The organism is Haloparvum sedimenti (assembly GCF_001462205.1).
Lineage (GTDB): Archaea > Halobacteriota > Halobacteria > Halobacteriales > Haloferacaceae > Haloparvum > Haloparvum sedimenti.
This window is the reverse complement of the sequence record NZ_LKIR01000135.1, coordinates 279,968-303,632: the sequence shown is the minus strand read 5'-3', so window position 1 is coordinate 303,632 and position 23,665 is coordinate 279,968. Positions and strand designations below refer to the sequence as shown.

General features: G+C 71.8%; 22 protein-coding genes. 12 read left to right on the top strand and 10 right to left on the bottom strand.

Annotated elements, in window-relative coordinates; translation table 11 throughout:
• The first annotated feature begins 1,044 nt into the window (after nucleotides 1-1,044).
• The 6 genes from AN233_RS13490 (at nucleotide 1,045) to AN233_RS13465 (ending at nucleotide 6,621) form a co-directional block, all read left to right on the top strand.
• Nucleotides 1,045-2,220, top strand: coding sequence for a M24 family metallopeptidase (locus tag AN233_RS13490; RefSeq protein ID WP_058367292.1), 1,176 nt, complete (start codon nucleotides 1,045-1,047; stop codon nucleotides 2,218-2,220).
• Nucleotides 2,221-3,390 carry a dipeptidase gene (locus AN233_RS13485; RefSeq protein WP_080508472.1) on the top strand — a complete coding sequence of 390 codons (1,170 nt, stop codon included), beginning with the start codon at nucleotides 2,221-2,223 and terminating at the stop codon, nucleotides 3,388-3,390.
• A 73-nt stretch (nucleotides 3,391-3,463) separates the two neighbouring features.
• A complete protein-coding gene (locus AN233_RS13480) occupies nucleotides 3,464-4,081 on the top strand; it encodes an HAD family hydrolase (protein WP_058367291.1) in 618 nt (205 codons plus the stop codon).
• A 1-nt stretch (nucleotide 4,082) separates the two neighbouring features.
• A complete protein-coding gene (locus AN233_RS13475) occupies nucleotides 4,083-5,084 on the top strand; it encodes a CobD/CbiB family cobalamin biosynthesis protein (RefSeq protein ID WP_058367290.1) in 1,002 nt (333 codons plus the stop codon).
• The gene (gene cobS, locus AN233_RS13470) at nucleotides 5,081-5,905 is read left to right on the top strand and encodes an adenosylcobinamide-GDP ribazoletransferase (protein WP_080508471.1); all 825 of its coding nucleotides are present in this window, start codon (nucleotides 5,081-5,083) and stop codon (nucleotides 5,903-5,905) included. The genes AN233_RS13475 and cobS overlap by 4 nt, the downstream gene beginning before the upstream one ends.
• The gene (locus AN233_RS13465; protein ID WP_245626076.1) at nucleotides 5,890-6,621 is read left to right on the top strand and encodes an NTP transferase domain-containing protein; all 732 of its coding nucleotides are present in this window, start codon (nucleotides 5,890-5,892) and stop codon (nucleotides 6,619-6,621) included. The genes cobS and AN233_RS13465 overlap by 16 nt, the downstream gene beginning before the upstream one ends.
• 591 nt (nucleotides 6,622-7,212) lie before the next feature.
• On the opposite strand, the gene AN233_RS13460 is transcribed toward AN233_RS13465, so the two are convergent.
• Nucleotides 7,213-8,418, bottom strand: coding sequence for a pyridoxal-phosphate dependent enzyme (locus AN233_RS13460; protein ID WP_058367288.1), 1,206 nt, complete (start codon nucleotides 8,416-8,418; stop codon nucleotides 7,213-7,215).
• A 136-nt stretch (nucleotides 8,419-8,554) separates the two neighbouring features.
• Between AN233_RS13460 and AN233_RS13455 the strand changes: the two genes are divergently transcribed.
• The gene (locus tag AN233_RS13455; protein ID WP_058367287.1) at nucleotides 8,555-9,877 is read left to right on the top strand and encodes an NAD(P)/FAD-dependent oxidoreductase; all 1,323 of its coding nucleotides are present in this window, start codon (nucleotides 8,555-8,557) and stop codon (nucleotides 9,875-9,877) included.
• A 12-nt stretch (nucleotides 9,878-9,889) separates the two neighbouring features.
• On the opposite strand, the gene AN233_RS13450 is transcribed toward AN233_RS13455, so the two are convergent.
• Nucleotides 9,890-10,927 (bottom strand): NAD(P)-dependent alcohol dehydrogenase, encoded by a 1,038-nt coding sequence (locus AN233_RS13450; RefSeq protein ID WP_058367286.1) that lies wholly within the window; start codon nucleotides 10,925-10,927, stop codon nucleotides 9,890-9,892.
• Nucleotides 10,928-11,045: 118 nt separating this feature from the next.
• Here AN233_RS13450 and AN233_RS13445 point away from each other — a divergent pair, with 118 nt between their 5' ends.
• Together AN233_RS13445 and AN233_RS13440 are read left to right on the top strand one after the other, a co-directional pair.
• Nucleotides 11,046-12,107, top strand: a complete 1,062-nt coding sequence (locus AN233_RS13445; protein WP_058367285.1) for an amidohydrolase family protein — start codon at nucleotides 11,046-11,048, stop codon at nucleotides 12,105-12,107.
• Nucleotides 12,107-12,868, top strand: a complete 762-nt coding sequence (locus AN233_RS13440; RefSeq protein WP_058367284.1) for a metal-sulfur cluster assembly factor — start codon at nucleotides 12,107-12,109, stop codon at nucleotides 12,866-12,868. Before AN233_RS13445 ends, AN233_RS13440 begins: the two co-directional genes overlap by 1 nt.
• Before the next feature lie 71 nt (nucleotides 12,869-12,939).
• On the opposite strand, the gene AN233_RS13435 is transcribed toward AN233_RS13440, so the two are convergent.
• The 3 genes from AN233_RS13435 to AN233_RS13425 form a co-directional block, all read right to left on the bottom strand.
• Complete coding sequence (locus AN233_RS13435; protein WP_058367283.1) at nucleotides 12,940-13,140, bottom strand: hypothetical protein; 201 nt, start codon at nucleotides 13,138-13,140, stop codon at nucleotides 12,940-12,942.
• A 33-nt stretch (nucleotides 13,141-13,173) separates the two neighbouring features.
• The gene (locus tag AN233_RS13430) at nucleotides 13,174-13,818 is read right to left on the bottom strand and encodes a J domain-containing protein (RefSeq protein ID WP_058367282.1); all 645 of its coding nucleotides are present in this window, start codon (nucleotides 13,816-13,818) and stop codon (nucleotides 13,174-13,176) included.
• A gap of 90 nt (nucleotides 13,819-13,908) precedes the next feature.
• Entirely contained in the window at nucleotides 13,909-14,166 is a 258-nt protein-coding gene (locus AN233_RS13425; RefSeq protein ID WP_058367281.1) for an MTH865 family protein, read from the bottom strand.
• 136 nt (nucleotides 14,167-14,302) lie between these two features.
• Here AN233_RS13425 and AN233_RS13420 point away from each other — a divergent pair, with 136 nt between their 5' ends.
• Both AN233_RS13420 and AN233_RS13415 read left to right on the top strand, forming a co-directional pair.
• On the top strand, nucleotides 14,303-15,358 hold the full coding sequence (locus tag AN233_RS13420; protein ID WP_058367280.1) for a M42 family metallopeptidase: 1,056 nt from the start codon (nucleotides 14,303-14,305) through the stop codon (nucleotides 15,356-15,358).
• A 252-nt stretch (nucleotides 15,359-15,610) separates the two neighbouring features.
• Nucleotides 15,611-16,225, top strand: a complete 615-nt coding sequence (locus tag AN233_RS13415) for a halocyanin domain-containing protein (protein ID WP_058367279.1) — start codon at nucleotides 15,611-15,613, stop codon at nucleotides 16,223-16,225.
• 49 nt (nucleotides 16,226-16,274) lie between these two features.
• Here AN233_RS13415 and AN233_RS13410 read toward each other — a convergent pair whose 3' ends face one another.
• A complete protein-coding gene (locus tag AN233_RS13410) occupies nucleotides 16,275-17,327 on the bottom strand; it encodes a glycosyltransferase family 4 protein (protein WP_058367278.1) in 1,053 nt (350 codons plus the stop codon).
• A 195-nt stretch (nucleotides 17,328-17,522) separates the two neighbouring features.
• Here AN233_RS13410 and AN233_RS13405 point away from each other — a divergent pair, with 195 nt between their 5' ends.
• A complete protein-coding gene (locus tag AN233_RS13405; RefSeq protein WP_058367277.1) occupies nucleotides 17,523-19,328 on the top strand; it encodes a S9 family peptidase in 1,806 nt (601 codons plus the stop codon).
• Between the two features lie 44 nt (nucleotides 19,329-19,372).
• Here AN233_RS13405 and AN233_RS13400 read toward each other — a convergent pair whose 3' ends face one another.
• From AN233_RS13400 to trpA, 4 genes are all read right to left on the bottom strand, one after another.
• Nucleotides 19,373-20,086 carry a DUF7095 family protein gene (locus tag AN233_RS13400; protein WP_058367276.1) on the bottom strand — a complete coding sequence of 238 codons (714 nt, stop codon included), beginning with the start codon at nucleotides 20,084-20,086 and terminating at the stop codon, nucleotides 19,373-19,375.
• A gap of 49 nt (nucleotides 20,087-20,135) precedes the next feature.
• Nucleotides 20,136-21,308, bottom strand: coding sequence for a 3-dehydroquinate synthase II (locus tag AN233_RS13395; protein ID WP_058367275.1), 1,173 nt, complete (start codon nucleotides 21,306-21,308; stop codon nucleotides 20,136-20,138).
• A 554-nt stretch (nucleotides 21,309-21,862) separates the two neighbouring features.
• Entirely contained in the window at nucleotides 21,863-22,654 is a 792-nt protein-coding gene (locus AN233_RS13390; protein ID WP_058367274.1) for a 2-amino-3,7-dideoxy-D-threo-hept-6-ulosonate synthase, read from the bottom strand.
• Nucleotides 22,655-22,757: 103 nt separating this feature from the next.
• Nucleotides 22,758-23,645 (bottom strand): tryptophan synthase subunit alpha, encoded by an 888-nt coding sequence (gene trpA, locus AN233_RS13385; RefSeq protein ID WP_058367273.1) that lies wholly within the window; start codon nucleotides 23,643-23,645, stop codon nucleotides 22,758-22,760.
• Nucleotides 23,646-23,665 lie beyond the last annotated feature (20 nt).

The following is a 23,665-nucleotide window of genomic DNA, read 5'->3' as shown; positions in this document are numbered from 1 at the left end:
GCTCGACCGCGCCGGGCCTCGCTGCGCTCCTCGCTCTCCGCACAGCCCGCTGCGGTGCTTGTCTGGCAAGACGGTCCGGGCGTTCCGTTGCGTCTCTCGGCACAGCCCGACGGACGGGTCCGGGCTGCGACTTGCTGACTCTCGCTCGGCAGGCTCGCGAGAGCGTCGTCGGGGCGGGCTCGAGCCGGCTGCCCCTTTCAGTCCCACCCACCGCACCGCAACCGCCCCGCACAGCAGCCTCGCACCTCCCCAACCTCGGCGGCGGCGCGGCCGCGACACCGCACAGCAGGCGGCCGCGCCGCCGCCTCCACCGAAAATCGGAGATTTTCGAGCAGCCAGCGTGCAGTAGCGCGCTGGCGACCTCGCGCGGTCGCGGCGACACAGGGTCGCCGCGACGCGCGCCAACCGCACCGCACAGCACCGCACCACCGCCGGACGAACGTTTTTCGCGCATCGGGTAGAACTCCCGCCGTGAGTGCAGCGTGATCGCTCGTTGTTCGACACGTCGGCTCGCCGGCTGTCCCGCACTTGGCGCGCGCGACCCCGACGCGCGCGAGGGAAGCCCGGCCGCGGCCGGAGCAACGCGAAGGCCGCGGGCGGCTGAGGCTGGGGAGGTGTGAGGCCACGCGTGCCTCGACAGCCGGTATCGAGAACCACCGATCGACCGGGCGCGACGACCGACCCTACAAATGACGCCCTGGCGGACTGAAAGGGCGAGGCCGGTCGCGGGCGCTCAGACGACCCCTATCGGCGCCGGGCGGTGTGGAGAGGCGCCGATATGTCGCTGAGCGCCCGCGAGCGGTCGAGGGCTTTCTGAGTGTTCGCGGTGAACGAAGCAGAACACTTGATCACGCAAAAGCCACCGTACAGCGAGCGGCCAAGGACTTTCTCGGTGTTGACGATGAGTGCAGCAGCACGCTTTCTGAGACAGAAAACAGACACTTCTTGATCAGCCCGCTCCACTAAGTATCGAGGCCTCTCGTCGAAGGGGCGTTCGGGGCCGGTTCCCCACGTTTTTACTCCGCGGTCGCGGATCCGGGCGGTATGGCAACACGGCTTCCGGAGACGGAGTTCGACGCCCGGCTTGCGGAGATCCGGGGCAAGCTCGCGGACACGGACGCGGACGCGGGCGTCTGGTTCGGCGCGACCAGCATCGAGTACCTCACCGGCTTCCACCACATCCAGACCGAGCGCCCGGTCGTGCTCGCGGTGACCGACGACCGCGTGGCGGTGACGGTCCCCCGGCTGGAGGTCGAGCGCGTCGAGCCGAACCCCCGGATCGACGCGGTGCACCACTACTTCGACTATCCGGGCGGCGAGCCCATCGAGACCGCGGTGGAGATGCTCCGGGGGCTCGACGTCTCGGCGGTCGCGGCCGACGGCGACGGCGCGCCGGGCGTGATGGGCTACGAGGGGCCGGCGCTGTCGGAGTTCCTCGACGTGGAGACGCAGTCGTGGGTTGACCGCATGCGCTGGGAGAAGACCGACGCGGAGGTCGACCTCGTCCGCGAATCGGCCAAGTGGGCGAACCTCGGCCACCGCTACCTCGCGGACTACACCGAGGTCGGCGCCCACCCCGCGACCGTCTCACAGCGGGCGTCGACGGACGCCTCGCGCGCGATGCTGGACGCGCTCGGGGACACCTACAGCGTGCGCGTCCGGGGGAGCGGCCCGGTTCACGCCGGCTACATCTCCGGCGCCGAGACCGCGCTCCCGCACGGACATACGCCCAACGAGCGCCTCGCGGAGGGCGACGTGCTGATCACGGGCGCGTCCGCGAACGTCGACGGCTACAACTCCGAACTGGAACGCACCATGTTCGTCGGCGACTACACCGACGAGCAGGAACACTACTTCGAACTGATGACGGAGGCCCAGGACGTCGCCATCGACGCGCTCGGGCCAGGCGTCCCGGTCTCGTACGTCGACGAGCAGGTGTTCGCGTACGCGGACGAGCAGGGGATCACGGACCTCCTCCAGCACCACACCGGCCACAACATCGGCCTCGGCGGCCACGAACCGCCGTACATCGACCGCGGCTGGGACGAGCGCTACGACGGCGCGGACGTCGAGATGGCGCCGGGCCACATCTACACCATCGAGCCGGGGATCTACACCGACGAGTACGGCTACCGCCACTCCGACACCATCGCCATCACCGAGACCGGCGTCGAGTGGCTGACGCACTTCCCGCGCGACATCGAGTCGAACACGATCTGAATGGCGGGGCGTCGTGCGGACCTCGACATCGACGGCGAGCGCGTCCCCCTGATCGACGGCCACAACGACACGGTCCTGCGCTGCACCGACGAGGACAGACGGACCGAGACCGCCGCGGAGGCCGGGGTCGCCCCCGCGAACGCCCCGGACGTGGACGCGGCGTTTCTGGATGGCGGCGCGGGCGGCCACCTCGACCTCCCGCGGGCGCTGGAGACGGGGCTCGCGGCGGGGCTGTTCGCCACCTTCGTCCCGAACGCCGCGGACCCCGCCTTCGCGGAGGGGTCGGTCGACTACGCGGCGGGGGAGACGCCGCCCGCAGTCGGCCCCGCGGTCGCCCGCGAGGTCGTCTTCGAGCAACTCGCCGCGCTCCACCGCTGGGACCGCGCGAGCGACCGCTTCCGACTGATCGGTGACGGTGCGGACCTCGACGCGTGTCTGGAGGCTGCGGCCGCGGCCGTCGACGCGGACGCGCGAGGCGTCGTCGGCGCAGTTCCCCACCTCGAGGGGGCGGCCGCGATCGAGCCCGACCTGTCGAACCTCGACCTGCTGTACGCCGCGGGGCTGCGCTCGGTCGGCCTCGTCTGGTCGCGACCGAACGCCTTCGCCGAGGGCGTCCCCTTTCTGCACGACGCGTCCCCGGACACGGGTCCAGGATTGACCGACGCCGGCGAGCGCCTCGTCCGCGCGTGCAACGAGCGCGGGATGGTCGTCGACTGCGCGCACCTCAACGCCGCCGGCTTCTGGGACGTGCTGGACGCCTCCAACGACCCGCCGGTCGTGAGTCACGCCTGCGCGCACGCGGTCTGTCCCTCCAGCCGGAACCTCACCAACGAGCAGCTCCGGGCGGTTGGGGACCGCGACGGCGTCGTCGGGCTCACGTTGGGTACGGGCTACCTCCACCCGGAGGGCGACCGCGACGCGACCGTCGGCCTCGATACGGTCGTCGATCACGTTGACGCGATGGTCGATGCGGCCGGGGTCGACGCGGTCGCGCTCGGCTCGGACTTCGACGGCGCCTCGATCACGGACGCGGTCGGGGACGTGACCGGACTCCGCGACCTGCTCGACGCGCTCCGCGAGCGCGGCTACGACGAGCCCGAGATCGAGAAGGTCGCGTGGCGCAACTGGCGGCGCGTGCTGACCGAGACGCTCGACGGCGAGGGTCGATAAATGCGAGCCGTCGACCGCGGAGGGCCGATCTGACCGACAAGTTCAACCCGACCTTCCACCTACTGCGGGCAACGTGGCCGTAACGTTCGACCTGTTCGGGACGCTCGTCGACGTCGCCTACCCGGCGGACCCGGCCGAGGCGGTGGCCCGGGAGCTGGAGGCGCGCGACGTGGCCGTTCCCGACGACTGGCACGTCGCCTACGGGGAGCGACACGTCGACGCCCCGGAGGGTGCCGAGGTTCCCCTCCCAGCACACGTCGCCCGGGCGCTCTCGTCCCGCGGCGTCGACGCGCCGGAGAACGTCGCCAGACACGCGGTCGTCGCGGCGTTCGACCCCGAGGTGACCGTCCGCGAGGGCGCGCACGCGGCCGTGCGAAGCGCCGCAGAACGCGGTCCAGTCGGCCTGCTCTCGAACTGCTCCGTCCCCGAGCTCGTCCCGAGAACGCTGATCCGGGCGGACCTCCGCGACGAGTTCGACGCCGTCGTCTCGAGCGTCGCCTGCGGCTGGCGCAAGCCCCACCGGAAGGCGTTCGAGCGCGTCGCCGACGAGTTGGGCGTCGCGACCGCGGCGCTGATCCACGTCGGCGACGAGCCCGCTGTCGACGGCGCGGTCGCCGACCTCGGCGGCCGGTTCGTCGACGTGACCGAGACGCCCCTCGCGCGGCTCCCGGAGCGACTGGAGGCGCCGTAGCGTGCCCGCCGCGGCCGCCGCCGCGGTCGCGCTCGCGGTGGTCCTGGACCGGCTGTTCGCCGAGCCGCCGGCGCGCCTGCACCCCGTCGTCTGGCTCGGAAAGATCGTCGGCGCCGTCGACCGGCGCTTCCGCAGCTCCGCGCTCGCCGGCCTCCTGGCGGCCGCAGTGCTCCCCCTCGCGTTCGCGGGGGCGGCCGCGGGAACGGTGTGGGGCGGCGCAGTTCTCGTGGCCGCCGTCGTCTCCGGGACCTCCGCGGTCCCCGTCCTCCCCGCCTTCTCCGCCCTCCCCGCCGCGACCGCGGTCGCCGGCCTGCTGGCCGGACTGGTGCTGTTCTCCTGTTCGAGTCTGCGGATGCTGCTGGACGCTGCGAGCGAGGTCGTCTCGTTGTCCGTTTCTGACCTCGACGCAGCGCGGAACGCGCTCCCGTCGCTCGCTGGCCGCGATCCGAGCGCCCTGTCCGCGGCGGACGTGCGCTCGACGGCCGTCGAGAGCGCCGCGGAGAACCTCGCCGACGGGCTGGTCGCGCCGCTTGCGGCGTTCGCGTTCGCGGCGGCCGGAGCGTCGCTTCTCGGCGCCTCCACGCCGTTTCTCGCGCTCCCGCTCGCCGCGGGCGCCACGGCGTGGGTGAAGGGCGTGAACACGCTCGACTCGATGCTCGGCTACCGGTCGAAACCGGTCGGCCGGGCGCCCGCGCGGCTCGACGACGCGGTCATGTGGCTGCCGGCGCGCGCGAGCGCGCTCTGTCTCGGACTGGCGGTCCGCTCGCCCGGGGCCGTGGTCCGGGCCCGAGAGTGGGCCCGGATTCCGGCCTCGCCGAACTCCGGCTGGCCGATGGCGACCGCGGCCGCCGCGCTCGACGTTCGCCTCCGGAAGCCGGACGCCTACGACCTGAACCCCGACCGCGAACTGCCGGACGCCGAGACCGCGGCGGCCGGGGTTCGGCTCGTCGGGCGGGCGGGCTGGACCGCTGTCGCGATCGCGGGGGTGACCGCGGCCGTATGAGCGACGCCGATGCCGACGCCGCGGCCGGCCCGGAGGGAACGCCGACGCCGACCGGGCGCGCCGAACCGGTCCCCGCGCTCCGCGGTGCGTTCGGGTTTCTGACTCGGATCCCGATCCCAGGTTCGACGCCGGCGGACTGGGACGCGTTCAGACGCTCGCCGTGGACGTTCCCGGTGGTCGGCGCGGTTCTGGGAGCGGTTGCCGGCCTCACGTTCGCGCTCCCGGTTCCCGCACCGACCGCCGTCGCGGCGTACCTCCTCGCACTCTACCTGCTCGGCGGAATCACGCACGCCGACGGGCTCGCGGACCTGGGCGACGCGCTCGCCGTCCACGACCCGGAGCGCCGGCATTCGGTCCTGAAGGACGCCGAGACGGGCGTCGGCGGCGTGCTCGCGCTCGGGGTGACGCTCGCGGCGCTGACGCTCGGCGCGGCGGGCCTCGCGACCACGGCCGCGGCCGCCGGCGTGGCCTTCCGGATCGCCATCGCCGCCGAAGCCGGCGCGAAGCTCGGCATGGCGCTGCTCGTCTGTCTCGGTGCGCCCGCCCACGAGGGACTCGGCTCACAGCTCGTCGGTGTCGTCGGCCCGCTCTCGGCGGTCCCGGCGGTCGTCGTCGCCGCGCCGGTCCTGCTCGCGCCGCCGACCGGCGCGCTCCCGGCGCTCGCGGCGGCGCTGCTCGCTGGCCCGGCGGTCGCGCTCGCGGTGCTGGCGCGGAGCGAGCGCTGGGTCGGCGGCGTGAGCGGCGACCTGATCGGCGCGGCGAACGAGCTCGGGCGCGCGGTCGCGCTCCACATGGGGGTGGTCGCGTGGGCGCTGACGTGACGGACGACTCGGAGCCGGTACCCGAGCCGGTCCCGGCGGTCCTGCTCTGTGGCGGGCGTGGAACCCGGCTCTCCGGCGGCGACGCACCGCCCGCGGTCCGGGACGCGGAGAAGCCGATGCTCCCGATCGCCGGCAAGCCGATGGTCGCGCGCGTCCTCGACGCGCTGCTCGCCGCGGAGCGAGTCGGGGTCGTTCACGCGGTCACCTCCCCGCACACGCCCGCGACGGCGGGGTTCCTGGAGAAGCGAGCGACGGCCGCCCGCTCCGACGAAGACGGCTCGCGTCCCGTCCGCGTGACCGAGGGTTCCGGCGAGGGGTACGTCGCGGACCTCGACGCCGCGATCTCGCGCGTGGGAACGCCCGCCGTCACGGTCGCCGCGGACCTTCCCCTCCTCGCGCCCGCGGACGTGGACGACGCGGTCGCGCACGCGGCGGGCGACTCGCTCGCGGTCTGCGTGCCGGCGAGCCTGAAGCGGTCGCTCGGCATCAGCGCGGACACGACGTTTCGGGCGTCGGACGCAGGCTCAGGGGGAGGTGGGGTAGAGGATGCGGAGAAGGACGACCGCGAGCTCGCCCCCACCGGCCTGAACGTCGTCGGCGAGGGCGCGGACCGGCTTCGGGTCCGTGAGGGCGCAGCCGGCCGGCGGCTCGCGATGAACGTCAACCGCCCCCGGGACGTTGCCGTTGCTGATCGGCTGATCTCCGAGGGCGAGTGAGTCGGAGCGAACCCCCGTGTTGGGGACTGTGGTCGGGCTATTTCTGTGTCCGTTGCAGACGTTATTGATCTGGACAGCAACACCTCGAAAGCCCCAGCCGGCTCGACCGGCCGTCGTGAGACGGTCCGGGCTGCCTGCAGTGGCGGGCTGCCGGGCTGCGACTCACGGGCTCCCGCTCGTGCCTCGCGGGAACGCGACACGCGCTGCGCTCCTCGCTCCCCGCTTGGCGAGACAACCAACATTGCGCTAGCCTCCAGCGTGCAGTAGCGCGCTGGAGACACAGCCCGCTGCGGTGCTTACGGCGTCGGGGTCGGATCGAGCCGACTGCCCCGTTCAGTCTCACCCAGCACCGCGACCGCCCCGCACCGCCCCGCGGCCGCACTGCAGGCCTCGCACCTCCCCAGCCTCGGCGCCGGCGCGGCCGCGAACCGCACCGCAATGCGGCCGCGCCGCCGCCTCCCTCGCGCGGTCGCGGCGACACGCGAAGCGGTCGCCGCGGCGCGCGCCGACAGCACCGCACCGCAACAGCACGGCTCCACAACAGAATCACCTCACGGCGTCGTTCACATCACGCTAACGCGGTACGTCCCCTCAGATCCCCTTGCCCATCAGGTGACTGCGGAGCACGTCGGGCGTCTTCACGCCGCTCTCGGTGTTGATCAGGACGACCTCGTCGTCCGGGTCGAAGAAGTCCTCCTGTGCGAGGTCCCACGCGCCCGCGGGAGCGACCCCGCCCGCGGCGCCCATCTCGAGCACCTCGTTTTGGGCGACGGCCACCGCGCTCTCGAGGATGTCGTCGTCGCTCGCGGTGACGCCGCGGCCGCCCGTCGCGCGGACCGCCGCGACCGCGGCCGCACCGCCCGCGGGGTCGGGGATCTCCAGTTCGCCGCAGATCGTGTCGGGCGTCTCCCACGGCTCCGGCGCGTCGAGACCGCGGTCCAGCGCCGCGGCGACCGGCGCGCACCCCTCGGGCTGGGCGGCGACCAACGTCGGCATCGCGTCGAGAAGGCCCAGCTCGCGGAGCTCGCGGAACCCCTTCTCGATGCCGACGACCAGTTCGCCGGTGCTGGTCGGGACGACGACCGCGTCGGGCACCTCCCACGCGCGGTCCGCCGCGATCTCGTAGGCGACCGTCTTCGCACCCTCGTGGCGGTACGGCGTGGTGAACGCGCCCAGGTCCGTGTACTCGGTCGCGAGCTGCTCGTCGACGGCCGCCGCGGCGTCCGGGAAGCGCCCGCCGACGACGCGCATGTCGCCGCCGTGGACGTTCGTCATCGCCTTGTTCGAGAAGGCGCACCGCGAGGGGACGAACGCGTACGACCGCAGGCCCGCGCGGCCGGCGTACGCCGCCATCGATTGCCCGGAGTTGCCGGGCGTCGCGGCCGCGAGCGGCTCCACGTCGCGGGACGCCGCGTGCTCGCTCGCGGCCGCGACCGCGAGACACATCCCGCGGTCGTGGAACGTCCCGGTCGGGTTGCGCGCCTCGTCCTTTATCAGCACCTCGCCGACGCCGAGCTCGCCGGCGAGCCGGTCGGCGCTCACGAGCGGCGTGCCCCCCTCGGCCGCCGCGGGAAGCGCCGCGGCCGGGAACGGGAGCAGCGCGTCGAACCGCCCGACGCCGCGGCCGCGTGCGGGCCCGGCCGCAGCCTCGCGGAACGCCGCCGAATCGACGGCACCGTAGTCGTAGGTCGGGTCGAGCGACCCGTCACACTCCGGACACCGGCCGGCCGTCGTCGCGTCGTGGACGGCGCCGCAGTCCCGGCACTCCAGCCCCTCGAACGCGTCCGTCGTCTCCATGCGCGCCCCTTGTGACAGCGGCGACTAAGCCCTTCCCGTCTCGACTCGCTCCCCCGCGGGAGCGGACCGCCACCCCGCGCCGCCGGGACTACCGCGTGCCGCCGGGACTTTTGCCCCCGCGCCCCCAACGGCGGACATGGACGACGACTCCGAGGTCGCGGTGGTCGGCGGGGGGCTCGCGGGGCTGACGGCGGCCGCCCGGCTGGCCGAGCGGGGCCGCGACGTGACCCTCTTCGAGCGCCGCGAGCGCGTCGGCGGCCGCGTTCGGAGCCGGACCGTCGACGGGTTCACGCTCGACCGCGGCTTCCAGGTGCTGTTCACCGCCTACCCGGCGGTCCGCGAGGAACTCGACCTCGACGCGCTCGACCTCCGGCGGTTCGCGCCCGGCGCGACGATCTGCCGCGATGGGTCCCGAGCCGTCCTCTCCGACCCGATCCGGGACCCTCGCCGCGCGGTCGAGTCCGCGCTGAACCACGAGATACCGCTGACCGACAAGCTCCGGACGCTCGCACTCAGACACGACCTCCTCCGGCGCCCGGAGGTGGAGTTCTTCGTCGGACCGGACGAGTCGATCCGCGCGTACCTCGACGACTGGGGCTTCTCCGACGCCTACGTCGAGCGCTTCGTCGAGCCCTTCTATGGCGGCATCACGCTCGACCGGAGCCTCTCGACCTCCTCGCAGGTGTTCGAGTACACCTTCCGCGCGATGAGCCGTGGCGGAATCGCGGTCCCGGCCGCCGGCATGGCGGCCGTCCCCGACCAGTTGGCGTCCCGCGCGAGGGAGGCCGGCGCCCGGATCGAGACCGGTCGAGAGGTCGTTCGGGTCAACGCCGAGGACGGCGAGGAGAGCGAGGATGAAGGGAGCGCCGACGGCGCGGACGCGACCGTCTACTTCGCGGACGACACCGGCCACGCCGCGGACGCGGTCGTCGTAGCCACGGACCCGAAGACGGCACGCCGGCTGACGGACGTGGGGTCGATCCCGACGGAGGGCGTCGGCTGCGTCTCCGCGTGGTACACGCTTCCGGAGGGGGCCCCCTTCGAGACCGGCGGTCGGATCCTACTCAACGCGGGCGGCGATCGACCGAACACGGTGATTCCGATGTCCGAGGTCGCGCCGACGTACGCGCCCGACGACCGTGCGCTGATCAACGCGACGTTCGTCGACGAGGCGGCACTCGACGCGGACGACGGGACGCTCCACGAGGCGACCCGCGAGGCGCTCGCATCGTGGTTCCCCGAGCGCTCTTTCGGGGGGTTGGACCCGCTCGCCGTCGACCGGATTCCGTTCGCGCAGTTCGCGCAGCCCCCGGGGTTCCGGACGGACCTGCCGAGCGTCGACGACCCCGAGGGGCCGGTGTGTCTGGCCGGCGACTACACCGAGTGGTCCTCGATACAGGGCGCGATGGCGAGCGGGCAGACGGCGAGCGACGCGGTCGCGGAGCTGTTGGCCGAGTAGCGGTCGCCCCCCTCAGGGGACGATGACGGCGCGGCCGTCGATCTCGCCCGCCTCCAGAAGCTCCGCGACGCGATTGACCTCCGCCAAATCGTAACGGCTGGTGTGAAGCTCCACGTCGCCGCGGTCGACGAGGGCGACGAGCTCCTGGAGCTCGGTGTACTTGCCGACGAGCGTGCCGCGGTAGGCGAATTCCCCATCCACGAGCGTCTGCGCGGGCTCGTGGACGTGTCCACCGTAGCCGACGACGTGGTGGTCTCCGCCCGGGGCGCCGATCTCCGGCCCGAGTCCCGTCGTCTCGTCGGCGCCGACGAAGTCGATGATCTGTTGGGCGCCTGCACCGTCGCTGACGGCGTCCACCTCCGCGGCCACGTCGTCGCTGGCCGGGTTCAGCGCGTGGCGCGCGCCCAGATCGAGCGCCAGTTCGCGGGCGGACGCCTTCAGGTCGAGCGCGACGATGTCGGCGGCGCTCATGGCGTCGAGACACTGGACGCCGATGTGGCCGAGCCCGCCGACCCCGATGATGACCGCGGTGTCGCCGGGGTTCAGCTCCGCGGCCGCCTTCTTGACCGCGTGGTAAGCGGTGATGCCCGCGTCCGCGTGCGGTGCGATCTCCGCCGGATCGACCTCGCCCGGGAGCGGGATGACCGCACGCTCGTTCGTGAGGAGATACTCCGCGAAGCCACCGTCGTGAGTCAGCCCGGGGAACTGCACGTTCTCGCAGTACATGTCCTCACCGAGCCGGCAGGATCGGCAGGTGCCACAGGTCATCACCGGGTGACAGATGACGCGGTCCCCCTCCTCGACGACCGACACGCTCTCGCCGGTTTCGACGACGGTGCCCGCGTTCTCGTGGCCGAGAGTGAGCGGGAGTTCCTGTGGGACGTACTCTTCCCACATGCCCTCGATGACGTGGTTGTCGGTCTGGCACCACCCGGCGCCTTCCACCTCGACGACCACGTCGGTCCCGGTCGCGGTCGGTCGATCCACCTCGTCGATCTCCAGCGCATCGCCCATGTCGTGTGTGTACTCGTGGAGTCTCGCGGCGCGCATACCGGAACGTCGGCCACGATCAGTATAAACGTTCGTTACGTTCCAACACACGACATGGCCGGGAAATAACATGGACGACCATGATAGTTATGAGGTAGCAATACACACAGACACCCGCATGTATCGCACGGAGGACGGCGAGGAGATCTTCGTCGTCGACAGCCACGTTCATTTCTGGGACGCGAGCCAGGAGAACATCGTGCACGAGGGAGGCGAACAGTTCATCCAGTGTTTCTACGACTACCACACGGCGTTCACGCCGGAGGAGAAGCAGTGGACGCTGGAGGAGTACCGCAAGTACGGCGCCGATCGCATGCTCGAGGACCTGTTCGGCAACGCGGCCGCGGACATGGGTATCTTCCAGCCGACGCATCTCGACGAGTTCTACGACGAGGGGTTCAACAGGGTCGACGACAACGCGGCGCTCGCGGCCGAACACCCGGAGCGGTTCATCGTCAACGGTCGGTTCGACCCTCGTGAGGGCGAGGCCGGCCTCCGCGAACTGGAGCGACAGAAGGAGGAGTACGACATCGACGGCGTGAAACTCTATACGGCGGAGTGGTACGGCGACTCGAAGGGGTGGCGACTCGACAGCGAGGCGGCCTTCGAGTTCCTGGAGAAATGCTCGGAGCTCGGCATCGAGAACATTCATCCACACAAGGGGCCGACGATCCGGCCGCTCAACCGCGACGCCTTCGACGTCGCCGACGTGGACGACGCCGCGACCTCCTTCCCGGAGCTCAACTTCGTGGTCGAGCACGTCGGGCTGCCGCGGCTCGACGACTTCTGCTGGATCGCCGCACAGGAGCCGAACGTCTACGGCGGGCTCGCGGTCGCCGCCCCGATGGCGGTCAACCGCCCGCGGAAGTTCGGCGAGGTGATGGGTGAACTCCTGTTCTGGCTCGGCGAGGACCGGCTCCTGTTCGGCTCCGACTACGCGCTGTGGGACCCCGACTGGCTGGTCGAGACGGTGATGAACGCCGAGCTCACCGACGAGCAACGCGACGAGTACGGGACCGAGCTCTCGACGGACGTGATGCGGAAGGTGATGGGCGAGAACGCCGCCGACCTCTACGACATCGACATCGAGGCGAAGAAGCGAGAACTCCGGAACGACGGCGTCAGCGAGCGGTTCGGGCTGACCGATCACTACGCCGGCGGCGGGACGGCGGCGGACTGATGTCGGGGCGATCCGCGGACGCGACGGACGCGCCCGACGTCGCGGCGGTGCGCCGGCGGCTCGACCGCGTCGAGGACCCCGAGCTCGCGCGGTCCATCGTCGAACTCGACTACGTCGACCGGATCGAAGTCTCGGACGGGCGGGTCCGCGTCGCGTTCACGCTGCCGACCGCGTGGTGTTCGCCCGCCTTCGCATGGATGATGGCGGCCGACGCCCGCGATGAGGTCGACGCGCTCGGGTGGGTCCGGGAGGTGCGCGTGGAGCTTCATGACCACATGCACGACGAGGAGATCACCGCGGGGGTCAACGCCGGTGACGGCTTCGGCGAGACGTTCCCGGATGCGACCGGCGGCGTTGCGTCGGTCAGGGCCACCCTCGCGGACAAGGCCCGCCTCGCGCGCCAGTACGACGCGATGAACGCGCTGCTGGACGCGGGCGTCGACCCCGACCAGATCGTCGCCCTGCGGCGCTCGGACGTGGAGGTACGGGACGACGGGGCGCGCGTCGCACTCGACGGCGTGACGGTCGTCGCGGACGGCGACCCCGTGGCGTCGTACCTCGGGAAGGCGGCCGCAAGCGGACACGTGACCGACCCGGGCGACCGGCTGTTCCTGACGCCCGAGGCAGACCCGATCCCGATCGCGGAGTTCGAGACCGTCCACAAGCGCTGTCGGCTCGCCGGCGTCAACATGGACGGACAGGGAGCGGTCTGTGACGCGCTCAACGAGGCCCGCTACGGTTCGGAGACGTCCGGACCGTAGCACCGGTGAGGAACGGGGCACACGGAGGCGCTGCGTGAGGTCGGCGAGGGTACATCCTACCCCGACGCCCTCTACCGGATCGGACCGAGGCCGCCGAGGCCACCCCCACCCGCTCCCGGGCCGTCGTCCTCCGGTTCGCCGTGACCCGGCTCCGCGAGCCCGTGCCTGCCGCGCTCACGCCAGTCGGCCACCTCCCAGCCGCACGCCGGACAGCGTTCCTCGCCCCAGTCGAAGGGCTCCCCGCAGCCGAGGCAGTCGGTGTCGGTGTTCACGGCCGGAGGTCGGACCTGGAGCGACAAAAGTGCTCACCGCGCCTCGCGAGGCTCGGGGACCGAGTCGATCGAATCCCCGGCCTCGACGTGCGCGCTCGCGGTTGCGTACGCCTCGCGGACGCGCCTGAACGTCGCCTCGTCGCCCCCCTGATCGGGGTGGACCTCCTTGACGCGCTCCCGGTAGGCCCGCTTGACTGCCGCGGCGTCCGCGGTTCGCGAAACGCCGAGTTCGTCGAACGCGGCCGCGACCGGGTCCGGCGTCCGCCGCGCTCGCGGCTCCGGTTCGGGCACGTCGAAGGGGAGCCGCCTCCCCAGCGAGTGGCCGGGGAGTTCGTGCTCGGCGAGCACGGCGCTGACGCCCGCCTCGCGCAGTCGGAAGTAGTCGTGTGCGTCGAAGGTGACCGCCACCTCGCGCTCGGGGAGGTAAAACGGGACCCGGACGTCGGCGACGGAGGCGCCTTCACGAACGCGCTCGCCGATGGAGCGGAGGTAGTCGCGCACCTCCATCCGGCGGCGTGCGGCGCCGTCCACGCGGGGGCCGCTGCTGGAGCGGTCGCGGGTCGGGGACAGCCGGTCGGCCGCGTAGAAGGTCGCGGCGACGCCGCCGGTCGCGAGCAGTCCCAGCGCGACGCCGACGAGCAGCCACGCCGGCAGGAGTCGGACGATGTCGACGACCACGCCCGCGATACGGGCGCGGGGCTCAAGAACCTCTCGTCGGCGGCCGTCGGCGATGCTGAGAAAACGGAGCCGGTCGTTCGGACCCTCGCTTCAGAGCATCCCCTGCGACTTCAGCCCCTCGATGACGTCGTCGACGAGGGAGTCGACGTCCGCGTAGGGGAACTCCTGTTCGCTACCCAGCTTGGCTGCGAGCTCCATCGCGGTGAAGCTCACGTCGCCGGCTTCGAACTTCGTCGCGGGGCCGTCCGGCAGCGCCGGAACGAGGTCCATCTGGCTGTCGACCGGGAAGTCTGCGCCCTCGAAGGCGTCGCGGAACTGCGCGCGGAGTTCGGCTTCGACATCAGTCATGTCTCCACGTCCATCCACGGACCGCAAAAGCGTTCCGGAACAACGATAAACCCATTCTGCATTTCTCCCGTGATCCGGATCCGGGGGGAGTTCCGGAACCTCCGCGATTATGTCGGTGGAGCCGCCACGCCCGGGTATGCCGTTCGATTTCGACGACGACCTGTTGTGTGAGCTGACCGAGGCGCCGGGCGTCCCGGGCTACGAGGACCGCGTTCGCGAGATCGTTCGCCGCGAGTTCGCGGACAGCGTCGACCGCGTTCGCTCCGACGCGATGGGCAACGTCGTCGGCACTATCGAGGGCGAGAGCGACTACGCGGTCGCCGTCGCCGCTCACATGGACGAGATCGGCTTCATGGTCAGACACGTCACCGACGAGGGGTTCCTGCAGGTGGACCCGCTCGGCGGCTTCGACGCCCGCGTCCTGCGCGCGCAGCGCGTGACGGTCCACACCGACGGGGAGGACCTCACCGGCGTCATCGGGTCGGTCCCGCCGCACACGCTCACGGAGGAGCAGCGCGAGGCGGACGACGAGGTCTCCGACGTCTACATCGACGTGGGGCGCGAGGGCGACGCGGTCGCGGAGCTGGTCGACGTGGGCGACCTCGTGACGCTCGACCAGACGACCACGCGGATGGGCGACCGCGTGACCGGCAAGGCGCTCGACGACCGGGTCTGCGTCCTCGCGATGCTGGAGGCCGCCCGCCGGATCGAGGAGCCGGCAGTGACGGTTCACTTCGCCGCGACCGTCCAGGAAGAGGTTGGCCTCCGCGGGGCCGAGGCGCTCGGCGTCGACATCGACCCGGATCTCGCGGTGGCGCTGGACGTGACCGTAGCGAACGACGTGCCGCAGATCCCCGACGAGGCCGACGCAGTGACGCGACTGGGGGAGGGAGCCGCGATCAAGCTGAAGGACTCCTCGGTGATCACGAACCCGAAGGTGACGGCGCGGCTCCGGGACGTGGCCGAGAGCGAGGGGATCGAGCACCAGACGGAAGTGCTGCCCGCGGGCGGGACGGACACCGCCGGGTTCCAGAACAGCGCGGGCGCAAAGCCGGTCGGCGCGCTGTCGATCCCGACCCGGTATCTCCACACGGTAACCGAGACCGCGGACGGCGACGACGTGGACGCGACGATCGACCTGCTGACGGCCTTCCTGGAGTCCGAGACGGGCGAGAACGACTACACGCTGTAGGTCGCCGTGAGTGAGGGGCCGACCGCGGCGCTCCGGCGGCCCGCTCGACGATGGCGAGCAGACGGCCGATGTTTGGCGAGCAGGCGGCGCATCGCTCCGCGTCCCCGGCGGCGCGCCGCGCGACCGCCTCGACGCGCCGGGAACCCCTCTCAGGTCACGGGACAGGTTCGCCACGTCATGGGTCATAAATGACCGGAGCGGTCCGAGGGGCGAACCAAAGTATTCACTACGGGGCGTCGCCAACCGGGAGGTATGAGTACGGACGACGTCTCCCGGCGCATGTTCATGCGGACTGCCGGCGGGGCCGCGGCGGCGGGCGCGGCGGTCGGTGCGAGCGGTACGGCGGCCGCTCAGGAGGAGGAGCCAGACTGGCCGAGCGCCGTGGAGGGCAACGTCAACAGCTATCAGGACGCCCGCGGACAGGACGAGGTGACGGTCGCGGTCGGCGCCGGTGACGGGCTGGCGTTCGACCCGACGAAGATCTGGGTCGATCCCGGAACGACGATCATCTGGGAGTGGACGGGTTCGGGCGGCGACCACAACGTCAGCGCGGTCGACGGCCCCGCCTCCTTCGAGAGCGAGATCGTCGGCGAAGAGGGCCACACCTTCGAGTACGAGACCAGCGAGGAGGACGCCGGCATCACCCACTACCAGTGTGACCCGCACCAGCAGGTCGGGATGCACGGCGGGATCGCGGTCGGCAGCGACATCCCGACGGTGGACACGGGCGGCGGCGACTCGAACGCCGTCTTCATCCCCGACGCCGCGAAGGCGCTCGGCGTGGCGACGTTCATCGCGATGGTCGCGACGCTCGGGCTCGCGTTCTTCTTCATCAGCTACGGCGGCGACGGCGGCGCGGCCCAGTAGCCGCCTCACCGAGCGGAGAAGCCGATTTCTGCCGCGTTCGGGACTCCTGTCAGGACTCCTCGTTCAGCAGCGTCCGGTACCGCTTCAGGACCGTCTCCAGCACCGCGTCGTGGTCGTACTCGGCGTATGTCTCGTCGACGGTCCGGTGGTCGAGCGAGCTCGCGTCGGCGATCTCGGCCGCGAGCTCCGCCGGGCTGGTGACCAGGCTCGACCGCTCTCGTCCCTCGACCAGCTCGTGTGCACTGGACCCGGCCTGATACTCCACGAGACCGACGCAGCCGCACGCGAGCGCGCACAGGAGGTCGGACGCGAACGTTTCGCGCGTGGCGGTCCAGGCGACGACGTGTGCGCCGCGGAAGAGGGGGATCCGCTCCGCGGCGGGCAGGTCGCCGAGGAACGTCACGCGGTCGTCGATCCGGAGGTCGCTCGCGGTTCGCTCGGCGGCCGCGCGCTCCGGACCGTCGCCGATCACCGCCGCGTTCCAGTCGCGACCGCGGAGCTCCGCGAGCCCCAGCAGGAACGTCTCCACGTTGGCGTGCCGGTCGAGCCGCCGGGAGTAGATCAGGTCGAAGCGGTCGTCGACCGGCGCGTCGCGGATCGCGTCGTAGTCGACGCTCTCCGGGACCACCGTCACCGCGTCGTCGCCGGCCCCGTGTTCCCATACCCGAGTTCTGACGGTTCTCGCGGGCGTGAGAACGGCGTCCGCGCCGCGGGCGGCCAGTCGGTAGCGGCTCGCGGCGTCGGTCGGGCGGTCGTCCCACCAGTCGACGAGCACCGGGACGCGGAGGAGTCGCCCCGCGAGCTCCGCGGCGACCGCGCCACCGGGCGGACTGTTGACCGCGTGGACGAGTTCGGGGCTCGCCCGGCGGAGCGCCGCCGGCAGTGTCGCGGCGAAGCGGGCGGGCGCCGGCTCCCGAGTCACTCGCCGGTAGGTGATCCCCTCCTCCTCGAAGGCGTCGTGGTCGCCGCCCCACCACTGCGCGCACAGCCACGTCACGCGGTGGCCGCGGTCGGCGAGCAGGCGGGCGAACCGTCGCGTCCGGGTCCGAGCCGGCGTCTCCCCGTGGTGCGGGGTGAACAACGAAACGAACGCGACGCGCATGCCCGAGCCAACCGCGTGCCCCGACATAAATGCCGGCGGTTCCGGCGACGCGGTCGCGACCGACCGCGGGATGCGGTGGCCGTCGGCGACCGCGGGATGCGGTGGCCGTCGGCGACCGCGGGATGCGGCGACCCGGGAGGCGGTCGCACCCTCGCCCACCCGAAGGGGTTTGACCCGGGCGAGCGAAGGGTTCGCATGGAGCAGTACGATGTCGATCGCTACCTCAACGTCCGCAGCGCCGGCGGGGCCAGCTTCGGTCCCGAGGGGCGGCTCTCGTTTCTGATCGACACGACCGGCACCGCGCAGGTCTGGTCGCTCGACGCGCCGGAGTCGTGGCCCGACCAGCACACGTTCTTCGAGGACGGCGTCTCGTTCGTGGACGCCTCGCCGGAGCGCGACGAGGCCGTCTTCGGCATGGACGAGGGCGGCAACGAGCGCGCGCAGCTGTACCGCCTCGACTACGCGAGCGGGGCGATAACGAACCTCACGGAGCGCCCGGAGGCGAAGCACCGGTGGGGCGGCTGGACGAGCGACGGCGACCGGTTCGCGTTCACGTCGAACCGGCGGGACGAGGCCGTCTTCGACGTGTACGTGCAGGGGCGCGAGGAGACCGGAAGCGACGCGGACCTCGTGTACGAGGGCGACGGCTGGCTCTCGCTTTCCGGGTGGTCGCCGAGCGACGACCGCCTGCTCGTCGTCGAGGCGCACTCCTCGTTCGATCAGGATCTCCACGCGCTCGGCGTGGCGAGCGGCGAGCGCCGCCACCTCACGCCCCACGAGGGCGACGTGCGCTACGGGAGCGCCGAGTGGGGTCCCGACGGCGAGTCGGTCTACTGCGTCACCGACCGCGAGTCCGACACGCTCCGGCTGGAGCGGCTGGACGTTGAGACCGGCGAGTGGGACGTGGTGGCGGACGGTGACGGGTGGAACGTCGACGGCGTCAGCATCGACGAGGACTCGCGTCGGCTGGTCTACTCCCGCAACGTCGAGGGGTACACGGAGCTGACCGTCGGCGAACTCGTCGCGCCCGACCGGATCGACGAGCTCCCGGAGCCGGACCTTCCCGAGGGCGTCGCTGGCGGAGTGAGCTGGAGTCCGGACGGGAACCGCTTCGCCGTCTCGGCGTCGGGGCGCGGGGACAACGGCAACGTGTACGTCGTGGAGGTGACCACCGGCGAAACGGAGCGGTGGACCAGCGCCTCCACCGCCGGCATCCCGCCGGAGACGTTCGTGAACCCGGAGCTCGTCCGCTACCCGACGTTCGACGGCCGCGACATCCCGGCGTTCTTCTCGGTGCCGGAGACTGACCCGCCGGAGGGCGGCTACCCGGTCGTCGTGGACATCCACGGCGGACCGGAGGCACAGCGGCGGCCCTCCTTCGCGGGAGTGACGCAGTACCTGCTCAACCACGGCTACGCGGTGTTCGAGCCGAACGTCCGCGGCTCCGCCGGCTACGGGAAGGCGTACGCCGCGCTCGACGACGTGGAGAAGCGCATGGACTCGGTGCGGGACGTGCGCGCCGGCGTCGAGTGGCTTCACGACCACCCCGAGGTCGACCGCGACCGCGTCGTGGCGATGGGCGGCTCCTACGGCGGGTTCATGGTGCTCGCGGCGATGACCGAGTATCCCGACCTGTGGGCCGCGGGCGTCGACGTGGTCGGCATCGCGAACTTCGTCACCTTCCTCGAGAACACCGGCGACTGGCGCCGGTCACTACGCGAGGCCGAGTACGGCAGCCTCGAGGCGGACCGCGAGTTCCTGGAGTCCATCTCGCCGGTCAACAACGTCGACCGCATCGCCGCGCCGCTGTTCGTCCTCCACGGCGCGAACGACCCGCGCGTCCCGGTCGGCGAGGCCGAGCGCATCGTCGAGGGCGCCCGCGAGGGGGACGTGCCGGTCCGGAAGCTGATCTTCGAGGACGAGGGCCACGGCTTCTCGAAGCTGGAGAACCGCAAGGAGGCGTACCGCGCGGTCGTGGAGTTCCTCGACGAACACGTCTGAGCGCCGGCGGTTTTTGGACCACTCGGAGGCTCAGAGGTCCCGTCTCAGACCACGTCGCCGCGCACCGAGGTCCCCTCGCTCTCCGCGCGTTCGGCGGTCACGGCCTCGGCGGCCGCGGCCGCCGCCTCGGGGTCGGCGCCCATCCCCTCGAGCGCCGCCTCAAGCGTCGGCATGGCGAACGACCCCTCGCGAAGCTTCTCGAACGCCTCCGGGTCGCGTTGCCCCTCCGCCCACAGGCAGACGCCGCGGGGGTCGAGCACCTCGTCGTACGCCTCGCGCACGAGCGCGCCGCGGAGCCGCTGGGTCACGTTGTCGCCGAACCCCGTGTTGCAGACCTCGAGGTGAACCGGTTCCGTGACCCCGTCGAGCAGGTGGGCGGCCAGGCACTTCTCGGGCGCCGCGTAGCCGTTGTCGCTCGCCCGGATCCACTCGGGGTGGGCGGCCGCCCACTCCGCGCGGACGGTGCTGCCGATCCCCTTCACGCCGTACTCGGCCTCGAAGTCGGTCGCGTCGACGGCGCCGTCGTCGCCCGCCGTCGCCGACGCATCGCCGCCCGCGGTCGCCGCCGCATCGGCGCCGCCCCGACCGCCGCCGAACAGCACGTCCTTGGTCACGTACACGTCGAGGCGCTCGACGGGGTCGAGCCCGAGCGCCACGTCGCCGTACACCCACACCTCGCGGACGGGGACGGGCATCGTCTCGGTCGCGACCGTCTCCACGACGGAGGCGGCGCGGTCGACGGCGGTCTCGCGGTCCATTTGCCCCGGGTTGGCGGCGGAGGGTGAAACGGATTTCGTCCGCGGGTCGCTACTTCTCGATGATCGACTCCTCGACGGTCTCGCCGAAGTGCCGCGCCACGTCCTCGTAGTAGCAGAGCACCTCGTCGCCGGGTTCGAGGTCCGTGACCGCGACGCGGCCCCCGCGGGTCGGGACCTTGATCGTCTCGGCGTTCTGGAGCAGGGTCTCCACACGGTCGGTCCCCTCCGCGGTCTCGACCTCGGCCTCGACGCGGAACATGGGCCGTTTCTCGATCTTCACGCGGCCGACGATGGCCTCGCGGGTGTGCCCTTCCGTGTCGACGACCTGCACGTCGTCGCCGGACTGCAGCTCCGCGAGGTACTTCGTTCCGCCGTCGGGGGTGCGGACGTACGCGTGGACCGCGCCCGCGTTGACTCGGAACGGGCGGGAGGCGACGTACGGCGACTCCGCGGTCTCCGCGTGGACGAAGAAGAGCCCGCGCGACATCGAGCCGACGAGCATCCCCTCGTCGTGCTCGAGCAGGCTGCCGGTGTCGATGCAGACGCGGTCGGCCATGCCGGTCGGCTCCACTTCCAGCACCTCGGCGTAGGTGAGCTCCAGCTGCTCGCGCTCGGCGGCGTCGCGGGCCTCCACGGCCCCGCGGATCTCGTCCGGGGAGTCCGAGTCGATCAGGACGCCGTCGGCGCCGGTCTCCAGCGTCTCGAAGGCCGTCCGGGCCTCCGCGGCGGTGGTCGCGCCCGCGATCAGGTGCGTCTCCTCGCCGACGCGGGCGATCAGGTTCTCCAGCGGGATGATCGTCCAGTCCTCGCCGATGACGACGGTGTAGTCGGCCTCGGCCGCGGCCTCCTCGGCGAACGCCTCGTACTCGGTGTCGAGGATCCGGACGTACGCGCCCTGGGCGCGGTCGTCGCGGCGGCGGAGCGTCGTCAGGTCCGCGGAGCCGGAGAAGTCGTCGGGCAGGTCGATGGTGCCGTCGCCCTCGCTGTCCTTGCCGACGAAGTAGAGGTCGGCCTCCCCCTCGGGCTCGGCCGCGTCGACCACGTCCGCGTCCGAGCGGAACGCCGCCACGTTCACGTCGCCCAGCTCGCGGACCCGGGAGACGTCCCCCTCGTCCACGAGCACCCAGTCGACGCCGGCCTCGATGCCCGCGGTGATCCGCCGCTTCCGGTCCTCCCAGTCGCCGACGGCGTCGTCGGCCTTGACCCAGACGGTGCGCGTCATTACCGGAGGGTCGCGGCCGCGTGGCTTCAAAACTGCGGAAGGTGCAGGCCGGTGCGGCCGGGATGCTGTGGTGGTGCTGGGACGGGTCGTGGGCGGCGCTGGGGCGGTGCTGTGTCGGTGCTGTGCTGTCGGCGCGCGCGAGAAACGCGTGCGAGGGAGCCTGCGGTCGCGGTCGCGCAGCGGCGCGGTGCGGTCGCGCGACCGCGACTGCGGCGAGGTTGGGGAGGTGCGAGGCTGCGGTCGCGGTGCGGGGCGGGACTGAAAGGGGCAGCCGGCTCGATCCCGCCCGGACGACGCAAGCACTCGCGTCGGGTGTTGCGGAGAGACGCGAGCGCGCAGCGAGGCCCGGCGGGTCGAGCCGGCTGGGGCTTTCTGGGTGTTGCTGTCCAGATCAGCAGGATCTACGACAGAACGATTTCTGTATGAGGGAGAGCCGGCTGGGGCTTTCTGGGTGTTTCGACCCCGGTCAACAGGGCCAGCAGCAGATACAGAACAGTCTCACACGTACTGCGGAGCGTGGGCCGAAACGGTCCGACCGTGCTCGTTACGACGCCCTACGCCTCGACCAGCCCGGCCGCCCGCAGCGCGTCCTCGACGTCGCGGTCCTCGTGAACGACGGCGCTGACGGCGCGCGCGATGGCCTCCGGCCTCTCGTGTTGGAAGATCGACCGGCCCATCGAGACGCCCGCGGCGCCGCCGTCCATCGCGCCGCGGACCATTTCCACGGTCTCGCGGTCGGTCCCCTTCGAGCCGCCGGCGATGACGACCGGAAGCCGCGTCGACTCGCAGACGTGCTGGAAGGAGTCGCCGTCGCCGGAGTAGCCAGTCTTCACCACGTCGGCGCCCAACTCCTCCGCGAGCCGGACGGCGTGGCCCAGCGCCTCGGGGTCGTCGCCCTCGACGCCGGGGCCGCGGGCGTACGCCATCGCGAGCACCGGAAGTCCGAGCCGGTCGGCGTCGTCGGTCAGCTCCGCCAGGTCCTCGATCTGTTTCGGCTCGTAGTCGGAGCCGACGTTGATGTGGAAGGAGACGGCGTCCGCGCCCGCGCGGACCGCCTCCTCGGCGGTGGCCGTGACGCGTTTGTCCTGCTCGTCGGGACCGATGGTCGTCGACGCGTTCGCGTGGACGATGTAGCCGGCGTCGTTCTTGTTCGGGTGGACGCGGTCGGCGATGCCCTTCTGGGTGAGCACCGCGTCCGCGCCGCCGCTGGTGACGCCGTCGATGGTGGCCTCGATGTCCTTGAGCCCGGTGACGGCGCCCATGGTGATCCCGTGGTCCATCGGGACGATGAGGTAGCGGTCGTTCGTGGAGATGCGCTCGAGTCGTGCGGAGAGTCCTGCTGTCATGGTGTGTGCTGGTGTGTGTCGCGGTGGGTCCGCCGGGGCCTCCGACGGTCGGTTGTGTGAGACTGTGGCAAACGTGGATAAGTGGCTTTCGTTCGGTGCGACGCTATCGGGCTTCCGGTGACGGCGACCGTTGCTCGTACCCGCGCGCGGCGCCGGCCGCGAGTTCGCGCGAGAGCGCCTCCAGGCGGTCGGCGACCTCCTCGACGGGTAGGTCCTTCTCGACCCCCTCGGCGACGATGTCGACGAGCGCGGAGCCGACGATGATGCCGTCCGCGCCGGCCGCGACGATGCGCTCGGCGTGGTCGCCTGCGGAGATGCCGAAGCCGACCGCCTTGGGCACGTCCCAGTCGGAAAGGCGCGCGAGGCTCTCCTCGGTCTGGTCGGAGACGTCCGTCTTCGCGCCCGTGGTGCCGAGCCTGGCCTGGACGTAGACGTAGCCGGAGACGCGCTCCATGATGCGCTCCAGCCGCTCGCCGCGGGTGGTGGGTGCGACGATGAACACCAGGTCGAGCCCGAACTCGTCGCAGGCCGCGCGCAGGGGGTCCGCCTCCTCGGCCGGGAGGTCGGGGACGACGAGCCCCTCGAGTCCGACCGCGGCCGCCCGCTCGACGAAGGGGCGCGGTCCCTGCTCGTCGCCGTACTGGTAGATCAGGTTGTAGTAGGTCATACAGACCAGCGGCGCGTCGGTCTCGACCGCCTCGACGAACTCGAAGAAGCGGTCGGGGGTCATCCCCGCCTCCAGCGCGCGGACGACAGCGCCCTGAATCGTCGGTCCCTCCGCGACCGGCTCCGAGAAGGGGAGCCCGAGCTCGATGACGTCCGCGCCGCCGCGGTCGAGCGCCTCGACGTACGCCAGCGAGGCCTCGTAGCTCGGGTCGCCGACCGCGAGATACGGGATGAACGCCGGCCCGTCGGCGAACGCCGCCGCGATGGCCTCGCTGTTGCCGGTCTCGGGGACCGAGGAGGCGCCGCCGGCCGCGTCGTCCCCCATTCAGATCCCCCCCGTGAACT

Coding starts and splice junctions, on each gene's coding strand:
- AN233_RS13400 (WP_058367276.1), bottom strand. CDS start 20,086: ATGGACCGCGAGACCGCCGTCGACCGCGCCGCCTCCGTCGTGGAGACG.
- AN233_RS13420 (WP_058367280.1), top strand. CDS start 14,303: ATGCCGTTCGATTTCGACGACGACCTGTTGTGTGAGCTGACCGAGGCG.
- AN233_RS13390 (WP_058367274.1), bottom strand. CDS start 22,654: ATGACAGCAGGACTCTCCGCACGACTCGAGCGCATCTCCACGAACGAC.
- AN233_RS13460 (WP_058367288.1), bottom strand. CDS start 8,418: ATGGAGACGACGGACGCGTTCGAGGGGCTGGAGTGCCGGGACTGCGGC.
- AN233_RS13485 (WP_080508472.1), top strand. CDS start 2,221: ATGGCGGGGCGTCGTGCGGACCTCGACATCGACGGCGAGCGCGTCCCC.
- AN233_RS13450 (WP_058367286.1), bottom strand. CDS start 10,927: ATGCGCGCCGCGAGACTCCACGAGTACACACACGACATGGGCGATGCG.
- trpA (WP_058367273.1), bottom strand. CDS start 23,645: ATGGGGGACGACGCGGCCGGCGGCGCCTCCTCGGTCCCCGAGACCGGC.
- cobS (WP_080508471.1), top strand. CDS start 5,081: ATGAGCGACGCCGATGCCGACGCCGCGGCCGGCCCGGAGGGAACGCCG.
- AN233_RS13440 (WP_058367284.1), top strand. CDS start 12,107: ATGTCGGGGCGATCCGCGGACGCGACGGACGCGCCCGACGTCGCGGCG.
- AN233_RS13415 (WP_058367279.1), top strand. CDS start 15,611: ATGAGTACGGACGACGTCTCCCGGCGCATGTTCATGCGGACTGCCGGC.
- AN233_RS13395 (WP_058367275.1), bottom strand. CDS start 21,308: ATGACGCGCACCGTCTGGGTCAAGGCCGACGACGCCGTCGGCGACTGG.
- AN233_RS13445 (WP_058367285.1), top strand. CDS start 11,046: ATGTATCGCACGGAGGACGGCGAGGAGATCTTCGTCGTCGACAGCCAC.
- AN233_RS13455 (WP_058367287.1), top strand. CDS start 8,555: ATGGACGACGACTCCGAGGTCGCGGTGGTCGGCGGGGGGCTCGCGGGG.
- AN233_RS13405 (WP_058367277.1), top strand. CDS start 17,523: ATGGAGCAGTACGATGTCGATCGCTACCTCAACGTCCGCAGCGCCGGC.
- AN233_RS13490 (WP_058367292.1), top strand. CDS start 1,045: ATGGCAACACGGCTTCCGGAGACGGAGTTCGACGCCCGGCTTGCGGAG.
- AN233_RS13425 (WP_058367281.1), bottom strand. CDS start 14,166: ATGACTGATGTCGAAGCCGAACTCCGCGCGCAGTTCCGCGACGCCTTC.
- AN233_RS13410 (WP_058367278.1), bottom strand. CDS start 17,327: ATGCGCGTCGCGTTCGTTTCGTTGTTCACCCCGCACCACGGGGAGACG.